The organism is Streptomyces sp. NPDC002564 (assembly GCF_042889645.1).
Classification (GTDB): Bacteria; Actinomycetota; Actinomycetes; order Streptomycetales; family Streptomycetaceae; genus Streptomyces.
Window position 1 is genome coordinate 1,175,059 of sequence record NZ_JBIARE010000002.1, and the last position, 18,660, is coordinate 1,193,718.

Here is an 18,660-nt window from a genome sequence, read left to right on the forward strand (position 1 = left end):
CTCACTCCCGCTCGCGGGCCGGCCGCGCCCTGTCGTGCCGCAGGAACCTGCGGCGCAGCTGCCGGGTCAGGGCGGTGGCCCCGGCGGTGAGGAAGACGAAGCTGTACAGGATCTGCAGGATCGTCAGCACGCGGGCCGACTGGCCCGTGGGGGTGATGTCCCCGTACCCGACGGTGGCGAGGGTGACGACGGTGAAGTACAGCGCGTCGACGCGGGTGCGCAGGCCGGTGAACTCGCCCGGCTGCCGCGCCAGGACGAAGTAGGCGGACGCGAACAGCAGGACGGTCAGACACATCAGCCCGGCGATGACCCAGCCGGGCCTCGTCCCGCCCCGGCCGGTCAGCACGTGCTGGAGCTGCACCAGGAGCAGCACGGCGACCAGCAGGAGACCGGCGACGAAGGCGAGCCAGCTCACGACAGGGCGGTGCGGGCCGAGCAGGTGCAGGGGCGCCAGGAAGAACAGGGTGACCATGACCCCGGTCGCCACGGCGAGCAGGGTGGGCCGGTGCCACCGCGGCGCCCACTTGTCCGTACCGGCTGTCACGCGGCGCGCACCACCCATCCTCGGTGTCCCGACGGGCCGGGAGGCACCAGTCTGCGGCGGCGCCGACCGGCCTTCACGCCGCACGGGTCAACCGGGTGAGGCGCGCGGGCCGGAACGGGAGGGCGGTGGCGGGCGCGGAGAGCGTGCGGCGGCGCGCGGACGGGAGCGGCGGCAGTCACCCGCTCGGGCCGCCCCGGATGCGCGGGGCGCCCGCCGCGCCCAGGGTCGGAGCATCACGATCCGTGCGGAGCAGGGGGCGGTGTGGGACAGCCGGGGACGCTCATCCTCATCATGGCGGCCGCCGTCCTCGCACCCCTGCTCGCCTTCGCCGCCGGGCGCCGGGTCCGCATCCCCGTGGTCATCTTCGAGATCGTGCTCGGCATCCTCATCGGCCCCGACGTGCTCGGCTGGGCGCACGGCGGCGACGTCATCGACGTGCTCTCCGACCTCGGCCTGTCCATGCTCATCTTCCTCGCGGGGTACGAGATCCAGTTCGACGCCATCCGGGGCGACACCCTGCGCAGGTCCGTCTGGGCGTGGGTGATCTCCCTCGTCCTCGGGATGGCCGTGGCGCTGGCCCTGACGGGCCTCGACCTCTCCCGCTCCGTGATCATCGGCACCGCGCTGACCAGCACGGCACTGGGCACGGTGTTGCCCATCCTGCGGGACAGCGGCGATCTGCAGGGCCGCTTCGGCACGGTGATGATGGCCTTCGGAGCGGTGGGCGAGTTCGGGCCGATCGTGGCGATGGCGGTGCTGCTGAGCGGCCGGGAACCGGGGGCCGCCACCTTCGTGCTCGCCGCGTTCGCGGCCGTCACCGCCGCGGCGGTGTGCTGGGCGCTGCGGCCGCGCCCGCCGTGGTTCAGCCAGGTCGTCCGGACGACGCTGCACACGAGCGGACAGTTCGCGGTCCGCTTCGTCATGCTGCTCCTGGTCGCCATGCTGGCGCTCTCGCAGGCCTTCGGGCTCGACGTGCTGCTCGGCGCCTTCGCGGCAGGACTGCTCACCCGGCTGGTGCTTCAGGGCGCGGCCCCCGAGAGCAGCGAGGAGGTGCTCGCCAAGGTCGAGGCGATGGGGTTCGGCTTCCTCGTGCCCCTCTTCTTCGTGGTCACCGGCATCGAGTTCGACCTCGCGTCGCTCCTGGACGGCGGACGCGCCCTGGCACTGCTGCCGCTCTTCCTCGGACTCTTCCTGGTCGTACGGGGCCTCCCCGCGTATGTCCTCGCGCCGCGGGACCTCTCACCGCTCAGCCGTCGGGCGCTGACGCTGTACTCGTCCACGTGCCTCCCGCTGGTCGTGGCCATCACGACGATCGGGCTGGACGAGAAGGTCCTGGGCAAGGACGAGGCGGCCGCGCTCGTCGGCGCCGCGATGATCTCCGTCCTGGTCTTCCCGCTCCTCGGCATGCGGGTGCGGGGCCGTGCGCGGAAGGGCAGCTCCGGGCGGCCGGGGGAACCGGAGCCGGAGACGTGGTGACCGTGCAGCGTCGTCGGGGTTCCCGGATCAGTGCCGCCCGTTCCACACGGTGAACTTCAGCCGGACGAACGCCGAGGGAATGTCGCCTCCCGCGTACTCGGCCAGGGCGACGAGCCCCGACGGGGAGAGGAGGCAGAACCGTTCGCCGATCCGCATGTGCTCGATGAACACGCTCTCCCTGAACCGGGTCACCGAGCTGCACGTCTCGTACGTGCCCTTCTCCTTGCGGCCGAGGACCACCAACTGGGCGCCCTCGCCCACGCGGAGGTTGCCCGAGTCCCAGAAGAGCTCCTTGTTCGCCTCGCTCGTGTTGACGGGCCGCAGGGGGGTGTCTTCCAGACTGAGGCCGTAGTCGGCGGCGAGGTCGACGGTGACGGACCGGACGACGTCGGAGGCGCGCGGGTCGCCCTGGGCGGACGAGGACGGTGACGGCGGTGCTTTCGCCGGGTCGGCGGGAGCCGTGACCGTGGCGGTGGCCGTGACGGTCTCGGTGACCGTCCTGGCCGTGGGCGAGCTGAACACCGCGGGCAGCCCGAAGAAGCCGAGGACGAGGCCGATGAGCCCTGTGATGGCGGAGATCCAGGCAGCGACCTCGCCGAAGCGTCGCACGGGTCGGGGCGGAGGCGGCACGGGCGAAGGTGGAGCGGGCGTAGGTGCGTTCGGCACACCGGTCATTCCGTTTCCCCGTCCCCCGCGTGCGTGACGGCACGCTGCCCCGCCCCGTGACGGCGCGTCGAAATTGTGGCGCGAACGACCCCGCCGCGGCGAGCCCTCTGCGGCCCCGGTGGCCGGATTCGCGCGGCGCCGCCTACTGCCCCTGCGGGGTGCTGTGGGTGAGGCCCGCGATCCAGGCGTCGACGGTGGTGACGTCGGCCTGGCGCGGGAAGACCTTCTCGGTCAGCACCCGGTGGACCTCGGGGTCGGCGTCGGCGCAGCCGTCGGCGAGGACGGTGAGGTGGTGGTCGAGGTCGGCGGCCTGGCGCAGGGTCGACAGGACGACGCCGCTCGTGGCGATGCCGGTCAGGACGAGGTGGTCCACGGCGCCCCCGCGCAGCACGAGGTCGAGATCGCTGCCCGTGAAGGCGCTGACCCGCTTCTTGGTGACGACGCTCTCACCGGGCAGGGGCGCGACGGCGGGGTGGATGGCGGCCCCGGGGTCGCCTTCGGTGAACGCTCCCTCCGGCAGGGCGCCGAACAGGGGGCTGGACTTGGCCTCGGGGTGGCCGGGACGGAAACCGACGACGACGTGCACCACGGGGATGCCCGCGGACCGGGCCACGGTGACGGCGCGCGTGAGACGCGGCAGGTAATCGGGGTCGGTGTCGGGGAGGCGGTCGACGATGGCCTGCTGGACGTCCATCACGAGCAGCGCGGGCGTGGTCATGGTTGATCCTTTTCCGTGGTGCGGGGTATCTCGGGGTCCGTACGGGGTGGGGTGCCGCGGCGCAGGGAGCGGTCGGCGACGGTCACCACGAGGAACAGGACGCTGACGGCGAGCATGAAGACGGCGAGGTGGTGCAGGCCGCCGGTGTCGGCGCGCTCGCCGAAGAAGGCGCCGTTCGCGGCGGAGGCGACGATCGCGCCGAGGTAACCGAAGGTGCGCAGCAGTCCGGCCGACGAGCCCATGCGTCCGGCGTCGGCCTGATGGAAGACGGCGTTCTGCAGGGCGAGGTTGTTGAGGCCCTGGGGGATGCCGAGCACGAACACGACGGCCAGCAGCATCCACAGCGGACTGTCGTCGTGCAGCAGGAGCAGCAGGGCGCAGGCCACGATCTGCCCCACGGCTCCCACCAGGAGCTTGCCCCGGATGGCCTGGCGGCGTCCGGTGAGGGTGGAGACGACGATCGCGGTGGCGAACAGGGGGAGCAGCACCAGGCCCGACTGGGAGGGCGAGAGGCCGCGCCCCTGCTGCGTCCACTGCGTGTAGCCGTACAGGAAGGCGTAGCTGACGACGTAGGAGAGCAGGGCCCGGGCGTACGTGGCGAGCAGCGGGAGGTTGCCGCCGAGCACCCGTACGTCGATGAAGGGCAGCCGTGCGCGCAGCTCGCGCCAGGTGAAACCGCCTGCCGCGGCGAGCGCCAGCACCAGCAGGTACCAGTCGCCGCCACCGGGGTTCATGAGGAACAGCAGGAGGCAGACGAGTCCGGCGGCGAACAGGCCCATGCCGGGCAGGTCCAGGTCGCCGACCGGGTGGCGGTCGGCCTCGCGCCGGGCGGGAGGGGTCGCCGGGATGCGCCGGGCCCCGAGGAACAGCCCGGCCGCGGCGAGGGGGATGTTGACGGCCAGGGTGGCGCGCCAGCCGCCGATGCCGATCAGGAGGCCGCCGAGGCTGGGGCCGACGACGGCGATGGTCTGGGTGGCGACGGCGAGCGCGGTGAGGACGCCGGCCGGGCTCTCCTGTCCGGTGCGCCGGGCCTCGCTGCGGATGAGGTACATGGCCGCCGGGTAGCCGGCGCAGGTGCCGAAGCCGAGGAGGACCCGGGAGGCGATGAGCACCCCGAGGCCGGGGGAGAGCATGCCGACGACACCGGCGATGCCGGTCAGCGCGGTGCCGGCGAGGAACAGGCGGCGGGGCCCGTAGAGGTCGATCAGCCGGCCCACTACGGGCTGGCCTATGGAGGTGGCCAGGTAGAGCGCGGAGATGAGCCACGCGGTGCGGGAGGGCGGGGCGCCGAAGGCGGCGCCGATCGGCACCAAGGAGACGGAGATGATGGAGGAGTTGACCGGATTGAGCACCGATCCCAGCATCATCGGGGCGAGCAGCCGCCGGTCGAACCCGTCGCCCGCCTCCTTGGCGCCGCCCGGCCGCACGCGGCGGATCAGGCGGGACAGGCTGTCGGTGAGGCCGTGGGTCATGACCGCACGATGCGTTCCAGGAGGGCGGCCGCCTCGATGAGCGTGCGGCGCTCCTCCTCCGTGCACTGGGCCTCCACGGCACCGCTGAGCCAGCCCTCGCCGGCCCGGCGCCGCTCCTCCAGGAAGGTGTGACCGCTCTCGGTGACGTGGACCAGCTGGCGGCGGCCGTCCGCGGGGTCCGCGCGCCGGGCGACGAGGCCGCGCTCGGCGAGGACGCCGACGGTGGTGGCGGCCGACTGGTGCCGGACCCGCTCGGCGACCGCCAGCTCACTGACGGACGCCTCGCCGTCCTTGTCCAGACGGCTGAGGGCGGACGTCTGCGACGGGGTGAGATCCCCCGGATCGTACGTCTCCCGCATCCGCCGCCGAAGCCGACTGAACGCCACGCGCAGATCATGAGCCGCACGCGCGGACGACTCGGACACACCGCCGGAGGGGTTACTGGTCTCACGCATATGCACAGGCTAACTTGCGCAGTCCAGGCTGCGCAATTACGACTGGGTTTCCGCTGGGGGAGTCGTGGCCAGGGGGAGCGGGGGATGCCGGGGCGGGTTCTGCCCTTGGCGGGCCGGGGTGTCCGACGGTCAGGCGAAGTCGGTGGCCGGTTCCGTCGCGTAGTGGGTCATTGCTTCGATGTTTGCCTCGCGGGTCAGTTCCCGGCCGTCGGCGATCATGGCCTGGAGGTCGCGGAAGTACTGCACGTACAGGTCGGGTGTGAACGTGCTGAGCATGACCGCGGGCCGGTCGGTGACGTTGGCGAAGGTGTGGGGCGCGCCGGTCGGGACCATGACGAGCGTGCCCGCGGCCGCGTCGTGGTCCGTCTCGCCGACCGTGAAGCGCACGCTCCCGGAGATGACGTAGAAGCCCTCGTCGTGCTGGGCGTGCCGGTGCTGGGGCGGGCCGGGCGTGTGCGGGGCGAGCACGGACTCGGCGATGCCGAGGCGGTGCCCGGTGTTGCTGCCGTCCTCGAGGATGCGCAGCCGCGTGGTGCCCAGGACGATCGTCTCGCCGTCGCCGGGGCCCACCACCGATACGGGCACGGAGCCCGACGCGGTGCCGGTGGTCGGCGTACGGTCGTCCGGCCCGCCGGGGGGTGTCCCCGCGTCGGCGTTCCCCGGCGCTGTGCTGCTCTGCGTGTCGTCGCTCATGCGTCGATTGCACTGCGGGGGCCCCGAAACTGTCCAAGACCTGATGTCGGGTGCCGATACCGGCTGGGTATCGTCGCAGCATGGAGCTGCGGACGCTGCGCTACTTCGTGGCCGTCGCCGAGGAACTCCACTTCGGCCGGGCCGCCGCGCGCCTGTACATGAGCCAGCCCCCGCTGAGCCGCGCGATCAAGCAACTGGAGGCGGAGGCCGGCGCCGCGCTGTTCCACCGTTCACCCGCCGGAGTCGCGCTCACCCCGGTGGGGTCCGTCCTGCTCGACGAGGCGCGGTCCCTGCTCGACCGAGCCGACCGGATGCGTGTCCGCGTGGCCGCGGCGGCCGGCACCGCGACCCTGACGGTCGGCATCCTCGGGGACACCGCCGACCCGGGCGCGGCCCGCCTCGCGGACGTCTACCGCCGACGTCATCCGGACGTCGACGTCCGCATCCGCGAGGCCGATCTGGCCGACCCCACCTGCGGGTTGTACGCCGGTCTCGTCGATGTCGCCCTGACCCGCGGTCCGTTCGACGAGACCGGCCTCGCCGTCCAGGTGCTGCGCGCCGATCCGGTCGGGGCACTGCTCCGCACCGACGATCCGCTGGCCCGCCGCGACGCCCTGAAGCTGTCCGACCTGGCCGACTGCCGCTGGTTCGTGTTCCCGGAGGGGACCGACCCGCTCTGGCAGGCGTACTGGAGCGGCGGGGAGCCCCGCCGGGGTCCGGTGGTGCGCGGCGTCGCGGAATGCCGGCAGGCGGTGCGGTGGAACGGCACGGTCGGCATGGCGCCCCTGCCGCACGATCCGGGGGAGGGCCTGGCCGTGGTGCCGCTGCTCGACATGGCGCCGAGCGATGTCGTGGTGGCCTGGCGACGGGACGACACGAACCCCCTGGTCCACTCGTTCGTCCGGCTCGCGGGTGGCGCGTACCGGAGGTGAGACGGCGGCGCGGGTCAGTCGCGCGGCCAGGGCCGTCCGTCGAGCCGTTCGATGTCGCGGTTGAGGCGGCCGAGGCAGTCGGCGAGCTGGGCCGCTTCCGCGGGGGTCCAGTCGGCCAGGAGCTTGCCGAGCCCCGTCACGTTCTCGGAGCGGTCGCTGTCGAGGCGGCGCCTGCCCTCCTCGGTGATGGCGAACTTCCGCGCGATGCCCCCGTCGGGGTCGGGGATGCGCTCGACGACACCGGCCCGCAGCATGGCGGCGGTCTGTCGGTTCAGGGTCGAGGTGTCCAGGCCGAAGGCGTCCCTCAACTGCCCGATGGACATCGGCCCCTCGGCCAGGATGCGGCTGAGGAGGATGTACGCGCTGCGGTCGAGCCGCCCGTCCCCGCGGGAGGCGAGCAGGCTCATGTGCCGGCCGAGGAGCATGGTCTCGAACTCGATCTGGTCCAGCGGCTTCTCCATGCGAGGTCCCTCCTGCTCCCGGGCTTGCCTCCCGGTCGAGACGGCCGCCTCGCAGCAGATATATCACGGATTGTGTGCATGTAGCACATTGCATGCATGGCGCATAGGGCATGCATGATGCATATCTAGTGTACGGTGCACATCGATTCCGTGGTGTCGTGCCACGGCGCGGCAACGAGGGAGTACCCGTGGAAAGTGGCGACAGTGGCGACAGTGTGGACAGTGCGGCCAGTGCGCAACCGACGACCCGACCAGGCGCCGTGGTCGGCATCCTCGCCTCCGGCGGCATCGTGGCGGCGATCACGCAGACCCTGGTCGTGCCGCTGATCGCGGAACTTCCCGAACTGCTCGACACCTCCGCGTCGAACGCCTCCTGGGTCATCACCGCCACCCTGCTGGCCGCGGCCGTCGCCACACCCGTCGCGGGCCGCCTCGGCGACATGTTCGGCAAGCGCCGCATGCTGCTCGCGTCCCTGATACCGCTGCTCGTGGGCTCCGTGGTGTGCGCCCTCTCCTCCTCGGTCGTCCCGATGATCGTCGGGCGCGGGCTGCAGGGCATGGGCATGGGCGTCGTACCGCTCGGCATCAGCCTGCTGCGCGACATCGTGCCCCCGGAGCGGCTCGGCTCCGCCATCGCGATCATGAGCGCTTCGATGGGCGTCGGCGGTGCGCTCGGCCTCCCGCTCGCCGCCGCGATCGCCGAGAACGCCAGCTGGCGCGTGCTGTTCTGGGTCGTCGCCGCCCTGGCCGTCACCGTCGGCACCCTCATCCGCGCCCTCGTGCCCGAGGACAAGGAGAACACCGCACCCGGCGGCTTCGACGTGCTCGGCGCCGTCGGCCTCGGCGCCGGTCTGGTCTGTCTGCTGCTCGGCGTGTCCAAGGGCGCCGACTGGGGCTGGGGGAGCGGTACCACGCTCGGCCTGTTCGCCGGAGCGGTCATCATTCTGCTGGTGTGGGCGTGGTGGGAGCTGCGCCTGCGCGACCCGCTGGTCGACCTGCGGGTGACCGCCCGCCCCCAGGTCCTGATGACGAACCTGGCCTCGATCCTGGTCGGCTTCTCCATGTACGCCCAGTCCCTCGTCGTACCGCAACTGCTGCAGCTTCCCGAGGCCACCGGGTACGGCCTGGGCCAGTCGATGGTCGCCATGGGCCTCTGGATGGCCCCGGCCGGCCTGATGATGATGGCCATGTCACCGCTGGGCGCCAAGCTGTCGGCCGCCCGCGGCCCCAAGGTCACCCTGGCGGTGGGCAGTCTGGTCATCGCGGTGGGCTACGGCCTCGGCCTGCCCCTCACCGGTTCCGGCTCCCCCTGGAGCCTGCTCGTGGTGACGATCGTCTGCAATACCGGAGTCGGCTTCGCCTACGGCGCGATGCCCGCGCTCATCATGGGCGCGGTGCCGCCCTCGGAGACCGCGTCGGCCAACAGCTTCAACACCCTGATGCGATCGATCGGCAGCTCGGTCTCCGCCGCCGTCATCGGTGTCGTCCTGGCCCAGCTCACCACCGACTTCGGCGGCTACGCCCTGCCCTCCGAGAACGGCTTCCGGGTCGCCATGGCGATCGGCTGCGGCGTGGGCCTGACGGCCGCGGTCGTCGCCGCGCTCATCCCCGTACGCCCGTCGGCCACCCGGCAGGGCCCGGCCGCCGCACCGGTGCCCGCGGCCGCCGCGGAAGCGCCGGAGGCCAAGGCCTGACCGATCCTCAAGACCTCATGGCCGGGGGGCGTGCTGTGCGGACCCGCGGCACGCCCCGCCGGACGTCGTCACGGGGCCGACGCCGGGGAACGCACGAGCTCACCCGCCTCCGGCACCGCCGCACGGTCTCCCGGCGCACCGCCGTCCTTCTCCAGGGCGACGGCCGAGGCGGAGAACAGAGTCGCGGCGGCCAGGGCGCCCCACAGCGTGCCCGGCCCGCGCGGTGCGAGAGCGGTGATGACCAGCGGGGAGACGGCGAGGCCGAAACCCGTGGAGAGTTCGAACCGAGCGAGCGTGCGGCCCAGGACGTGCGCGGGCGCCAGGGCCGTCACCAGGGCCGTCGCGCTGCCCGCGTAGAGGATCTCCCCGATCGTGCAGATCACGGAGACCGCGGCGACGGCCGGGGCGTCCCAGCCGGGCCCCAGCGAGGCGGCCGCGAGGAACCCGAGGTAGGACGCGGCGAGCACCACTCCGGCGACGGCGAGCACCGCCCGCCGGGGACAGCGGGACATCAGCACCGTGAGGGGGACCTGAAGCGTGACCACCAGCACCGTGTTGGCGACGAAGACGGCCGCCGACCAGACGGGAGAGGCGCCCAGTTGGGTCACCAGGACCAGCGGGAGCGCGATCTCGGGGACGTTGAGGCAGAAGACGTAGACCACGTTGGCCGCCAGCAGCGCGCGCATCCGGGGTGCGGGCCCCTCGTGCGGCGCCCCGTCGGCCGGGGCGGCGGCCGGACACGCGCGCAGGCGGACCGACCACGCCAAGCAGGCCGCGACGAGGCAGGCCAGCCCCGTCCCCGCCGCCAGCACCCGCAGCGCCGTGGTGCCGCCCGCCAGGCAGACGGTGGCGAGCAGCGCGCCGACACCCATCCCGGCGTTGCGCAGGGCGCGGCCGCCCGCGAGCGCGGCGTCGCGTTCCCGGCCGCGGGCGACCGTGGCCACCAGGGCCGCGTGGGCGGCCGGCCACGCCTGGTTGCCGATCCCGAGGAAGAGCGCGGCGGCGGCGAACAGCCCGGCGTGCCCGGCCGGGGCGGCGAGGAGCAGGGCCACCCCGAGGACCCGCACCAGCATGGACGCCGCCACCACCGTGCTGCGCGCACCCCGGTCCAGCCACCGGCCCACCGCGGGCATGCACACCAGGCCCGCCACGATGCCCGCCGTCATCGCCACGCCGGTGGCCGGGGCGGAGAGCCGCAGCACCGTCACCCCGTAGAGGAGCAGGAAGGGCCGCAACAGGCCGGTGCCGAGGGCGTCCACGGCCAGGGCGACGGCATAGCGGGGGCCGCCGGACGCTCGGACGAGGTCGCGGGGCGCGATCTTGGTGGTGATTGCCATGGCGGCAACGGTGCGCCCGGTCCACGGATCGGCCGCGTCGGTTGACGGACTCCGTCAACCGACGTCGGCGCCGACCGTCCGACCAGCGATGATGAGCGGATGACGGTGCGCATCGACATCAGTGGACTGGCCCCCGACCGGCTCCGGTTCGCCGCCTCCCCGCTGGCCGAGCTGACCGCGATGCTGCACGTCCTGGCCGAGCCCGGGCACCATCCGCAGCGCGCCGACTGGGCCCGCGAGGTCTGGGCCGGCCTGCGTCCCGAACTGGCCGAACGGCTGCGGGAGGCGGAATGCCTCTGGCGCTCCTCGCAGGCCGACTTCCTGCTGCCCGCCCGGCCCCGGCCGTCCCTCGCCGAGGAACTGGACGACGTGGACCGGATCGACGACGAGACCTACGTGACCGCCGCCCTCGTCACCACCTGCGGCGGCGGCCGGGCACGCCTGGCCGCGCCGTCGCCGCTCACCGACGCGGCGGCCCGTGAGCGGGCCCTTGACCTGGCGCAGGCGCGCGGCGCACGCCAGGAGGCCTTCGCGGAACGACTGCTCACCGACCCGGCCGGGGTACGCGCGTGGGTGCGGCGGACCCTGGAGGAGTGCGCCGACGCCTTCTTCGACGCGGCCTGGACGGACGTCGCCGTGCGGCTCGCCACCGACCTGCGCCTCAAGCAGGACCTGAGGAGACGCCAGGGCCTCGGCGCGGCGCTCGCGTCGGTCTCCGGCGCGGTCTCCCTCGCCCCGGACGGCGACTGCGTCGTCGTCGACAAGCTGCAGGACAAGGCGACCACGGCCCAGGACGGCGGAGTCACCTTCATCCCCAGCGCCTTCGGCAGCCCGCACCTGGTGGTGGTCCACGCGCCCGGCTGGCAGCCCGTGGTCCAGTACCCCGTGGCCGATCCCGGTCCGGCCGGGCCGGTGTCCCTGGAGACGGTCACCCTGCGCCTCGACGCCCTCGCCCATCCCGTACGGCTGCGGCTGCTGCGCACCCTGGCCCGCGGCCCGCACACCACCGGTGAACTGGCCCACACCTGGGACCTCTCGTCGCCCGAGGTGTCCCGCCACCTCGCCGTCCTGCGCCGCGCTGGCCTCCTCACGGCCGAGCGGCACGGACGCTACGTCCGGCACACCCTCAACGTGCCCGATCTGACCGCGCTGGGTTCGGACCTGCTGGCCGCCGTGCTGCGCTGAGCGCTGCCGGGCGTACCGCTGCGGGTGGAGGACCGAAGCTCCCTACGGCGGTGGTTGACCGCGCGCAAACCCTGGGTGCAGCCAGGAATCACACGCTCGGTGGACGCCCCGCGACGCGGGCCTCCCTAGCGTGGAGCGTGTCCGGGCCGCGGCACGCCGGCCCCGACGCCCCCCCCTGTCCGCGGCGGCCCCGCGCCGCCCTTCCACCGGGAGCCCACATGCCCGTACACCGCAACGCCGCCGCCCTCGTGGCCGCGGGAGTCCTGGCCGCGACGACCGTCACCGGCGTGGCCACCGCCGCCGCCGACACCCCGGCCGCCACGCCCGCCGCCTCCACCACCCTGGCCGGGTGCGCCTACAACTCCGGCCTCGGCTGGTACTGCGGCTACCACGCCGCCAACACCTACAGCGACTACGGCGACCGGGGCGACAAGGTCAAGGAGATCCAGGCGCTCCTGCGCTACAACGGCTACGACATCGGCCGCTCCGGCATCGACGGCAAGTTCGGCGACGACACCCTCAAGGCCGTGAAGAAGTTCCAGGGCAGCTGGGGTCTGCCCAAGGACGGCATCGTCGGCCCCGCAACCTGGGGGTTCCTGCGGAACGGGGTCTGAGCGCTCCTACGATGAGGTCATGCCTGCGCGCGAAGAACCCCCACCTGCACATCATGGGCACCAACAGGGCCCCGGAAAGGCGCAGTTGGAGACCGCGACGACCGTGTTCGCACTGCTCGCCGACCCGACGCGACTGCACCTCCTGTGGCTGCTCGCCCGGGCGGAGGCGGACGTGACGGAGCTCGCCACGGTGAGCGGCGCGGCCCGGCCGGCCGTCAGCCAGCACCTGGCCAAGCTGCGTCTCGCCGGGCTCGTCCAGGCCCGCAAGGAGGGGCGCCGGATGGTGTACTCGCTGCGCGACGGCCACCTGCGCCGTCTGGTCACCGAGGCGCTGAACCACGCGGACCACCAGGTCACCGGCGAGCCCTGGCACCCCTGAACCCGCCCCCGCGCAGGCCGGGTTCAGGCCTTTTCATGCATCACGTGTGCGCACCTGCGCACACGTCGTCTACCGTGAGGAGGTCCGGGCCGCCGACCCAGGGGACGCCGCCATGCGCTCAGTCCTGCGCAACCGCACCTACCGCCGCCTGTTCACCGCCCAGATCGTGGCCCTCGCGGGCACGGGCCTGGCCACCGTCGCCCTCAGCCTGCTGGCGTACGACCTCGCGGGCTCGGACGCCTCCGCCGTCCTCGGCACCGCGCTGGCCATCAAGATGGTCGCCTACGTGGGCCTCGCCCCCCTGTTCGGCGCCCTCGCCGACCAACTGCCGCGCCGCACGCTCCTGGTGACGATGGACCTCACCCGGGCCGCCGTCGCGCTCGCCCTCCCGTTCGTGGACCAGGTGTGGCAGGTCTACGTCCTGATCTTCCTGCTGCAGGCCGCGTCGGCGGCCTTCACCCCCGCCTTCCAGGCCACGATCCCCCAGATCCTGCCCGCCGAACGCGACTACGTCCGTGCGCTGTCGCTCTCCCGGCTCGCCTACGACCTGGAGAGCCTGCTCAGCCCGGCCCTCGCCGCCGCACTCCTCGCGCTGACCAGCTACCACTGGCTGTTCACCGGCACCGCGGCGGGATTCCTCGCCTCCGCGGCCCTGGTCGTCTCCGTCACCCTGCCCGCGCCGCGCCCGGTGGAACGCTCCGGCGGCCGCTGCGCCAAGGCCACCTACGGCACCCGCCTGTACTGGGCCACACCCCGGCTGCGCGCCCTGCTCGCCCTGCACCTCGCCGCGGCCGCCGCCGGGTCCCTGGTCCTCGTCGACACCGTGGTGCTCGTCCGCGACGGTCTGCACCGCGGGGCCGGTGACGTCTCGCTGGCCCTGGGGGCGTTCGGGGCGGGGTCGATGGTGGCCGCGCTGGTCCTGCCGCGCGTCTTGGAGCACGTGGGCGACCGGGCGGTGATGCTGCCCGCGGGGTTCTTCCTCGGCGCGGTCCTCGCGGGGTGCGCCGTGGGTCTCGCGCGCGATGTCCGGTCGTGGGCCGGGCTGCTGTGCGCCTGGGGGCTGCTCGGCGTGGGCACGTCCATGGTCCTCACGCCGGTCGGCCGGCTGATCCGCCGCTCGGCGGCGCCCGCGGACCTGCCGGCCGCCTTCGCCGCGCAGTTCGCCCTCTCGCACAGCTGCTGGCTGCTCACCTACCCGCTCGCGGGGCGGCTGGGCGCGGCCGCCGGGATGCCGGTGGCCGCCGCGACACTGGCCGCTCTTGCGCTCGCCGCGGCGACCGGGGCCGTGCTGCTGTGGCCCGCGCACGATCCGGCGGGCCGCACGCACGTCCACACCGGCCTGCCCGAGGGCGATCCGCACCTGGCCGACGCGCGGCCTGGCCCGCACGGCTGGCGGCACACGCACATCTACGTGATCGACGCCCGCCACCCGCGCCGGTCCGCTCCGGGCCGCACGGCGGGGTCGCACTGAAGCGGCCTGCCCCCGCCGCGGCGGCAGCGGTCAGTTGGACGTCAGGCCGCCGTCCACCGCGAGCGCCGTCCCCGTGGAGAACGAGGCCCGGTCGCTGCACAGCCACAGGGCCGCCTGCGCGATCTCGGCCGGGTCCGCCATGCGCTTCTGCATCTGCCGGGCGACGAACAGCTGCTCCAACTCCGGGTGCGCCTCCACCGCGTGCTCGATCATCTCGGTCCGGGTGGTGCCGACGACGAGCGTGTTGATGCGGATGCCGTGCGCGGCGTACTCGGCCGCCGCGGCCCTGGTCATGCCGAGGACCGCGTGCTTCGCGGCGACGTACGGCACCGGGGCGCCGGTGGCCACCATGGCCGCGGTGCTCGACGTGTTGACGATCGCGCCCTTCCCGGCGTCGAGCATCACCGGGATCTGCGAGCGCAGGCAGTTCCAGGTCCCGCGCACGTTGACGTCCATCGTGCGGTCGAAGACGTCCTGGTCGAGCTGGTGCAGGGGAGACAGGTCGGCGCCGGCGAAGCCCGCGTTGTTGAAGGCCGCGTCGAGGGCGCCGAAGTGCTCGCGCGTCGCGTCCACGGCGCGCTGCACGTCCCCGGCGTCCGCGACGTCGCCCGTGCTGAACGCCGCCCGGCCGCCCGCGTCCCGGATCTCCTGGACGATGCGCCCGAGCACGTCCTCGCGGCGGGCCATCAGCAGGACCGAGGCCCCCTCGGCGGCGAACAGGCGTGCGGCGGCCTCGCCGATCCCGCTCGACGCACCCGTGATCATGACGGCCTTGCCGGCCAGCAGTCCATTCGTGTCGGTCATGTCGTGAGTAAAGCCGCTGCGCGGCTTGTTTCACACCCCTGAGTGATCATGACTTGCCCCACAGTGTCCGCACGCGTCCCGTGCCGCTCACCACGAAGGTCAGCCACGCGCGCGCTGCGAGGCCGTCGAGGCCGTCGAAGCGGGGCGGCCCGCTGCGCGCGGCGACGCGGCACCGACCTCGGCCAGTTCCTCGCCGTCGGTCAGGCGGGCCCGCACCGTCGCCCGGGCGTCCTGAGGGGCGCGGACGGCCAGCGTGCGGCCGCGCTTGTCCGCGTCGACGTCCCCGGTCACGGAGATCCGGGTGACGTCGCGGCTGCCCGCGGCGAGCAGGTACCGGTGCCCGGAGCCCGCCGTCCAGCGGGTGCTGGCCACCACGTGCTGGCCGAACCGGCTGCAGGCCGCGGTCGACCTGGCCCGCCCGACGACCTTCGCCGGAGCGGTGGCGGACTCGCCGGACGTACGGAACTGCAGGGTGACGTCACCCGGGCCGCGCCAGGTGGAGGCGCGGACGCAGGACCACACGGCCCGGCCGCCGTTCTCGGGCAGGTCCTGCTCGGCGAAGTCCCACTGGTTGACGGACCGTACGCCGTTCCCGCGCAGCTCGGAGAGGCGGCACGCGCCCCGGGCCCAGCTGACGAGTGCCGTGCTGCTCGTGGCCTCCCGCGGCTGGCGGGACGGCACGCCGGAGCCGGGCAGCGGGGTGTAACTGAGGTGGGCCGGGGTGAGGTCCCCGAGGTCGGTGACGAGGAAGGCGTGCTTCTCCACGATCTTCACGGACGAGCGCAGTTGGAGCACGGGCAGGCTGTCGCAGGGGCCCGTGGCCGAGGGCACGTCGACCGGGGCGGTGAGCCCCTCGCCGGACACGTCGAGCGGGCCGCCGGGGGCGTTGGGCTTCAGCAGGTCGCGCGTCCGGGCCTCCGCGATCCAGGGGGCCGTGAGGTAGCGGACCTTGCCGTCCTCGCGGCCCGCGACGAGCGCCGCCGCCGTGGTCACGTCGGAGTCGTCGGCGCGGGAGAAGTCCAGCGTCGCCGGTTCGGCGGGGGAGGAGGGCTCGCCGTAGCGGACCACACGGCTGTCGTCGTGGAAGAGGACGACGGCCTCCTTGCCCACGACCCCGGCGTACAGCAACTGCGTGGAGGGGGAGGGCGGTTCGGTCGTGGCGGCCCGGCCCGCCCCCACGCGGGTGCCGCGCGGCGGCTTCGTCCACGTGGACAGGGCCCGGGTGAGCAGGGCGCGGTCGTCGGCGCGGGAGCCGCGGGCCGGCCACGCGGTGAAGTCCACCCGGGAGGTGTCGGCCCACGCGTCCGGCGCGGTGCGCAGCAGGGCGTCCGCGCTGATCGCGGGCCGCACGCCCGCGGGGCGCTCGGGTTCGTCCCGCTGCGCGGACGAGCTGAGCGTCGCCAGCGCCACCGAGCTGATGGCGGCGATGCCCACCGCGCACCAGACGAGCCGGAACCGCCGCCTGCGGCGCAGCAGATCGGTGGGCCGGGTCTGGACGGAGCACGCGTCGAACTCCTGGGACCGCAGCAGCGCCCCGGCCGCCTCGCCCACCGACTCCTCGACGTGGCAGGCGGTCTCCAGCGCCTTCTCCGCGTCACTCACGCCCGCGGCGGTGAGCAGCTCCGCGACCTCGGCACGGGGCAGACCGTCGAGTCGGCACAGCACGAACGCGGCGCGGGACGGTGCGGAGACCTCGGACAGGAGCTGGGCCAGCGCGATCTCCTCGGTGCCGCCGGCACGGGGGAACAACCGCAGCCCCCAGACGACCGGCAGCGTCGGCAGCAGTTCACGGGGCGGCGGCAGCCGGTCCGGCCAGCCGCGCGGCCGTCGCTCGTGGGTCAGCGCGGCGCACAGGACGCGCGCCGTCATCCACGACGTCCCCGTCCAGGACGCCCCCGGCGGCGCGGAGGCCGCCCGTTCGGTGTCCGGTTCCGCGGTGCCCGGCTCCCGAGCGTCGTCCCCCGCCCTCGGCAGCGGGATCTTCGACGCCCGCGACGCGGTCCGCCGCGTCCCGAAGCCGGGCAGCGCGCGCTGTACCAGGGAATGGGCGACAAGAACGCGCCGGTGACGGGTGAGGCTGCTGGGCAGGGTGAGGTAGGCGAGGCGTACGAGCCGGGTGTACTGGTCGACGATGACGGCCTCGGCATGGTCGAGGGCCACGGGCTCGGAACCCTTCGCCCAGCGCCGTTGCGATGTACTCATCGATCAAAGGGCCTTCCGAAGGCTGACGACGTTGCGTCCTGACCTCCATCAAACGAGTGAATCGTGCGATGGTCACAGGCGACCGGTCCCCGGGCCGGGAACGGGTGTCCATGTGCCACCCGCGGCGAGCGCGTGGCCGCGCCGGGGCCGACGGCCCCGGAGTGTCGCCCTGTTGCCGTTCGGTGACACGCAGGACAGAGCTGTGACGTCGGGCAGGGCAACGGGTGTGCCGGGTCGCGGGTCGTACGTGGCGTGGGAGCAAAGGGCGGCCGTGTCCGTCCGAACGAGCCGGCTCACCACGTGAGATGGGGGAAAGCAGTGAAGAAGAACATGCGCGTGAACAAGGGCTGGATCGCCACGGGTGCCGCGCTGGCCGCGGTCGGCGTCGCGGCCGCCACGGTGCCGGCCGCCGCGGCCGATGCGCCCCGGTTCCTGTCCGCGTCCCAGCTGCCGCCGCACGCGTCGTCGGCCTGGACCGCCGGCCCCGTGACGGCCGGGCAGCCGGACCCGCTGCCGATGTGCGTCGGCGAGGCGCTGCCGTCGACCTCGGTGCACCGCGCCTTCCGCACCGAACTCGACACCAACGCACTGCAGGTGACCGTGGTCGAGCGCGACGTGCAGCGGGCCAAGGACTTCGCCGCGCTGCTGCGCAAGGACCTCGACGGCTGTGCGAAGAAGGTGATGCAGGAGAACCCGGACATCACCGCCAAGCAGAAGTACTACGGCAAGGTGGACGTCGAGGAGGGTGCCCACGTGTACGGCTACCACACCACGGCCACCTGGGGCGCCACGGACATCAACATGTTCTCGGTCGGGCGCGACGGACGCACCGTCACGATCGTCCACTGGGGGCAGATGGGCGGCTTCGCGGACGCCCCGGTCGCCGCGTTCAAGAAGACGACCGCCACGGCCGTGAACAAGCTGTACTGACCCCCGGCCCCGGCCGGTTCCAGCGGGTGCCGCGGTTGGCCGGAAGACCGATCTCGGCATTCTCCGGCCGGGGTGGGACAATCGCCCGACGCGAGGTCACCGGTGCTCACGCACCGGTGACCTGGTCGCGTTGCACGAGGATTCGGCCGGGGAGAGGCCGGGGGCCGGTGTCCTACCCGGCGTCCGGCGGTGGGGAGGACGACGGTGGTCGAGTGGCGGTACATCGCCCGGGGCATGAGGCCCGTACCCGAACCCATGGCCACTCCGTTCGTCTGGACGACGGCCTGCTCCGGCTCCTTGGTCCTGGTGATCGCCTTCGACCTGCTCGGCGCGCTCGACCGCACCGGCCTCGCCCTCGCCGCCCTGTCCGTCCTGGCCGCCCTCGTCGGCACGCTCGGCCGCTTCGTCGCGGCGCCCGGCACGGCCCTCCTGTGCTGGGCCCTGCTGAACGTCTTCGCCGCGCACCCGACCGGTGAGCTCTCCTGGGCCGGACACCGCGATCCGGGCTGGGTGGCATGCCTGCTGGCCGCCGCCCTGATCGGGACGGCGGCGGCCCGGGTCCGGTACGCCAGAGCCGCGTACCGCCGCATCACCCCGTTCGACGGGACCGCCTGACCGTCGGCGGAC

General features: G+C 73.6%; 19 protein-coding genes. 9 read left to right on the forward strand and 10 right to left on the reverse strand.

Going from position 1 to position 18,660, the window contains the following annotated elements; all coding sequences use genetic code 11:
* Position 1 precedes the first annotated feature (1 nt).
* A complete protein-coding gene (locus tag ACFYXE_RS11225) occupies positions 2-472 on the reverse strand; it encodes a potassium channel family protein (RefSeq protein ID WP_389311448.1) in 471 nt (156 codons plus the stop codon).
* A gap of 363 nt (positions 473-835) precedes the next feature.
* On the opposite strand from ACFYXE_RS11225, the gene ACFYXE_RS11230 reads away from it, so the two are divergent.
* Positions 836-2,020, forward strand: coding sequence for a cation:proton antiporter (locus ACFYXE_RS11230; RefSeq protein WP_389311450.1), 1,185 nt, complete (start codon positions 836-838; stop codon positions 2,018-2,020).
* A 27-nt stretch (positions 2,021-2,047) separates the two neighbouring features.
* On the opposite strand, the gene ACFYXE_RS11235 is transcribed toward ACFYXE_RS11230, so the two are convergent.
* From ACFYXE_RS11235 to ACFYXE_RS11255, 5 genes are all read right to left on the reverse strand, one after another.
* Complete coding sequence (locus tag ACFYXE_RS11235; RefSeq protein WP_389311223.1) at positions 2,048-2,629, reverse strand: hypothetical protein; 582 nt, start codon at positions 2,627-2,629, stop codon at positions 2,048-2,050.
* A gap of 199 nt (positions 2,630-2,828) precedes the next feature.
* A complete protein-coding gene (locus ACFYXE_RS11240; protein ID WP_389311225.1) occupies positions 2,829-3,404 on the reverse strand; it encodes a cysteine hydrolase family protein in 576 nt (191 codons plus the stop codon).
* Positions 3,401-4,876: an MFS transporter gene (locus ACFYXE_RS11245; protein ID WP_389311227.1), complete on the reverse strand. Its 1,476-nt coding sequence runs from the start codon at positions 4,874-4,876 to the stop codon at positions 3,401-3,403. Before ACFYXE_RS11245 ends, ACFYXE_RS11240 begins: the two co-directional genes overlap by 4 nt.
* Positions 4,873-5,331: a MarR family winged helix-turn-helix transcriptional regulator gene (locus ACFYXE_RS11250; RefSeq protein ID WP_389311229.1), complete on the reverse strand. Its 459-nt coding sequence runs from the start codon at positions 5,329-5,331 to the stop codon at positions 4,873-4,875. The genes ACFYXE_RS11245 and ACFYXE_RS11250 overlap by 4 nt, the downstream gene beginning before the upstream one ends.
* A gap of 129 nt (positions 5,332-5,460) precedes the next feature.
* Positions 5,461-6,024, reverse strand: coding sequence for a cupin domain-containing protein (locus ACFYXE_RS11255; RefSeq protein ID WP_389311231.1), 564 nt, complete (start codon positions 6,022-6,024; stop codon positions 5,461-5,463).
* Positions 6,025-6,104: 80 nt separating this feature from the next.
* Between ACFYXE_RS11255 and ACFYXE_RS11260 the strand changes: the two genes are divergently transcribed.
* On the forward strand, positions 6,105-6,956 hold the full coding sequence (locus ACFYXE_RS11260) for a LysR family transcriptional regulator (RefSeq protein ID WP_389311233.1): 852 nt from the start codon (positions 6,105-6,107) through the stop codon (positions 6,954-6,956).
* A 14-nt stretch (positions 6,957-6,970) separates the two neighbouring features.
* Here the strand turns inward: ACFYXE_RS11260 and ACFYXE_RS11265 are convergent, their stop codons facing one another.
* The gene (locus ACFYXE_RS11265; RefSeq protein ID WP_361174219.1) at positions 6,971-7,417 is read right to left on the reverse strand and encodes a MarR family transcriptional regulator; all 447 of its coding nucleotides are present in this window, start codon (positions 7,415-7,417) and stop codon (positions 6,971-6,973) included.
* Positions 7,418-7,677: 260 nt separating this feature from the next.
* Here ACFYXE_RS11265 and ACFYXE_RS11270 point away from each other — a divergent pair, with 260 nt between their 5' ends.
* Entirely contained in the window at positions 7,678-9,111 is a 1,434-nt protein-coding gene (locus ACFYXE_RS11270; RefSeq protein WP_389311236.1) for an MFS transporter, read from the forward strand.
* 68 nt (positions 9,112-9,179) lie between these two features.
* Here the strand turns inward: ACFYXE_RS11270 and ACFYXE_RS11275 are convergent, their stop codons facing one another.
* Complete coding sequence (locus tag ACFYXE_RS11275) at positions 9,180-10,448, reverse strand: MFS transporter (RefSeq protein WP_389311238.1); 1,269 nt, start codon at positions 10,446-10,448, stop codon at positions 9,180-9,182.
* A gap of 99 nt (positions 10,449-10,547) precedes the next feature.
* On the opposite strand from ACFYXE_RS11275, the gene ACFYXE_RS11280 reads away from it, so the two are divergent.
* The 4 genes from ACFYXE_RS11280 to ACFYXE_RS11295 all read left to right on the forward strand — a co-directional run bounded on the left by ACFYXE_RS11280 (position 10,548) and on the right by ACFYXE_RS11295 (position 14,097).
* The gene (locus ACFYXE_RS11280; RefSeq protein ID WP_389311240.1) at positions 10,548-11,633 is read left to right on the forward strand and encodes a DUF5937 family protein; all 1,086 of its coding nucleotides are present in this window, start codon (positions 10,548-10,550) and stop codon (positions 11,631-11,633) included.
* A 218-nt stretch (positions 11,634-11,851) separates the two neighbouring features.
* Positions 11,852-12,247 (forward strand): peptidoglycan-binding protein, encoded by a 396-nt coding sequence (locus ACFYXE_RS11285; protein WP_389311242.1) that lies wholly within the window; start codon positions 11,852-11,854, stop codon positions 12,245-12,247.
* A gap of 19 nt (positions 12,248-12,266) precedes the next feature.
* Positions 12,267-12,626 carry an ArsR/SmtB family transcription factor gene (locus ACFYXE_RS11290; protein WP_389311244.1) on the forward strand — a complete coding sequence of 120 codons (360 nt, stop codon included), beginning with the start codon at positions 12,267-12,269 and terminating at the stop codon, positions 12,624-12,626.
* 112 nt (positions 12,627-12,738) lie between these two features.
* Positions 12,739-14,097: an MFS transporter gene (locus ACFYXE_RS11295; RefSeq protein WP_389311246.1), complete on the forward strand. Its 1,359-nt coding sequence runs from the start codon at positions 12,739-12,741 to the stop codon at positions 14,095-14,097.
* A 30-nt stretch (positions 14,098-14,127) separates the two neighbouring features.
* Here the strand turns inward: ACFYXE_RS11295 and ACFYXE_RS11300 are convergent, their stop codons facing one another.
* Both ACFYXE_RS11300 and ACFYXE_RS11305 read right to left on the reverse strand, forming a co-directional pair.
* Positions 14,128-14,901 carry an SDR family NAD(P)-dependent oxidoreductase gene (locus ACFYXE_RS11300; RefSeq protein WP_389311248.1) on the reverse strand — a complete coding sequence of 258 codons (774 nt, stop codon included), beginning with the start codon at positions 14,899-14,901 and terminating at the stop codon, positions 14,128-14,130.
* A 99-nt stretch (positions 14,902-15,000) separates the two neighbouring features.
* Complete coding sequence (locus tag ACFYXE_RS11305; protein WP_389311250.1) at positions 15,001-17,103, reverse strand: hypothetical protein; 2,103 nt, start codon at positions 17,101-17,103, stop codon at positions 15,001-15,003.
* A gap of 330 nt (positions 17,104-17,433) precedes the next feature.
* Between ACFYXE_RS11305 and ACFYXE_RS11310 the strand changes: the two genes are divergently transcribed.
* Complete coding sequence (locus ACFYXE_RS11310; RefSeq protein ID WP_389311452.1) at positions 17,434-18,033, forward strand: hypothetical protein; 600 nt, start codon at positions 17,434-17,436, stop codon at positions 18,031-18,033.
* A 234-nt stretch (positions 18,034-18,267) separates the two neighbouring features.
* Positions 18,268-18,648, forward strand: coding sequence for a hypothetical protein (locus ACFYXE_RS11315; protein ID WP_389311252.1), 381 nt, complete (start codon positions 18,268-18,270; stop codon positions 18,646-18,648).
* The last annotated feature ends 12 nt before the right edge of the window (positions 18,649-18,660 follow it).

What these genes read in the sequence shown, in the direction of transcription:
- ACFYXE_RS11225 (WP_389311448.1), bottom strand. Translation starts at nt 472, where the DNA reads ATGGTCACCCTGTTCTTCCTGGCGCCCCTGCACCTGCTCGGCCCGCAC.
- ACFYXE_RS11230 (WP_389311450.1), top strand. Translation starts at nt 836, where the DNA reads ATGGCGGCCGCCGTCCTCGCACCCCTGCTCGCCTTCGCCGCCGGGCGC.
- ACFYXE_RS11240 (WP_389311225.1), bottom strand. Translation starts at nt 3,404, where the DNA reads ATGACCACGCCCGCGCTGCTCGTGATGGACGTCCAGCAGGCCATCGTC.
- ACFYXE_RS11245 (WP_389311227.1), bottom strand. Translation starts at nt 4,876, where the DNA reads ATGACCCACGGCCTCACCGACAGCCTGTCCCGCCTGATCCGCCGCGTG.
- ACFYXE_RS11250 (WP_389311229.1), bottom strand. Translation starts at nt 5,331, where the DNA reads ATGCGTGAGACCAGTAACCCCTCCGGCGGTGTGTCCGAGTCGTCCGCG.
- ACFYXE_RS11255 (WP_389311231.1), bottom strand. Translation starts at nt 6,024, where the DNA reads ATGAGCGACGACACGCAGAGCAGCACAGCGCCGGGGAACGCCGACGCG.
- ACFYXE_RS11260 (WP_389311233.1), top strand. Translation starts at nt 6,105, where the DNA reads ATGGAGCTGCGGACGCTGCGCTACTTCGTGGCCGTCGCCGAGGAACTC.
- ACFYXE_RS11265 (WP_361174219.1), bottom strand. Translation starts at nt 7,417, where the DNA reads ATGGAGAAGCCGCTGGACCAGATCGAGTTCGAGACCATGCTCCTCGGC.
- ACFYXE_RS11275 (WP_389311238.1), bottom strand. Translation starts at nt 10,448, where the DNA reads ATGGCAATCACCACCAAGATCGCGCCCCGCGACCTCGTCCGAGCGTCC.
- ACFYXE_RS11280 (WP_389311240.1), top strand. Translation starts at nt 10,548, where the DNA reads ATGACGGTGCGCATCGACATCAGTGGACTGGCCCCCGACCGGCTCCGG.
- ACFYXE_RS11285 (WP_389311242.1), top strand. Translation starts at nt 11,852, where the DNA reads ATGCCCGTACACCGCAACGCCGCCGCCCTCGTGGCCGCGGGAGTCCTG.
- ACFYXE_RS11290 (WP_389311244.1), top strand. Translation starts at nt 12,267, where the DNA reads ATGCCTGCGCGCGAAGAACCCCCACCTGCACATCATGGGCACCAACAG.
- ACFYXE_RS11295 (WP_389311246.1), top strand. Translation starts at nt 12,739, where the DNA reads ATGCGCTCAGTCCTGCGCAACCGCACCTACCGCCGCCTGTTCACCGCC.
- ACFYXE_RS11300 (WP_389311248.1), bottom strand. Translation starts at nt 14,901, where the DNA reads ATGACCGACACGAATGGACTGCTGGCCGGCAAGGCCGTCATGATCACG.
- ACFYXE_RS11305 (WP_389311250.1), bottom strand. Translation starts at nt 17,103, where the DNA reads ATGAGTACATCGCAACGGCGCTGGGCGAAGGGTTCCGAGCCCGTGGCC.
- ACFYXE_RS11310 (WP_389311452.1), top strand. Translation starts at nt 17,434, where the DNA reads ATGCGCGTGAACAAGGGCTGGATCGCCACGGGTGCCGCGCTGGCCGCG.
- ACFYXE_RS11315 (WP_389311252.1), top strand. Translation starts at nt 18,268, where the DNA reads ATGAGGCCCGTACCCGAACCCATGGCCACTCCGTTCGTCTGGACGACG.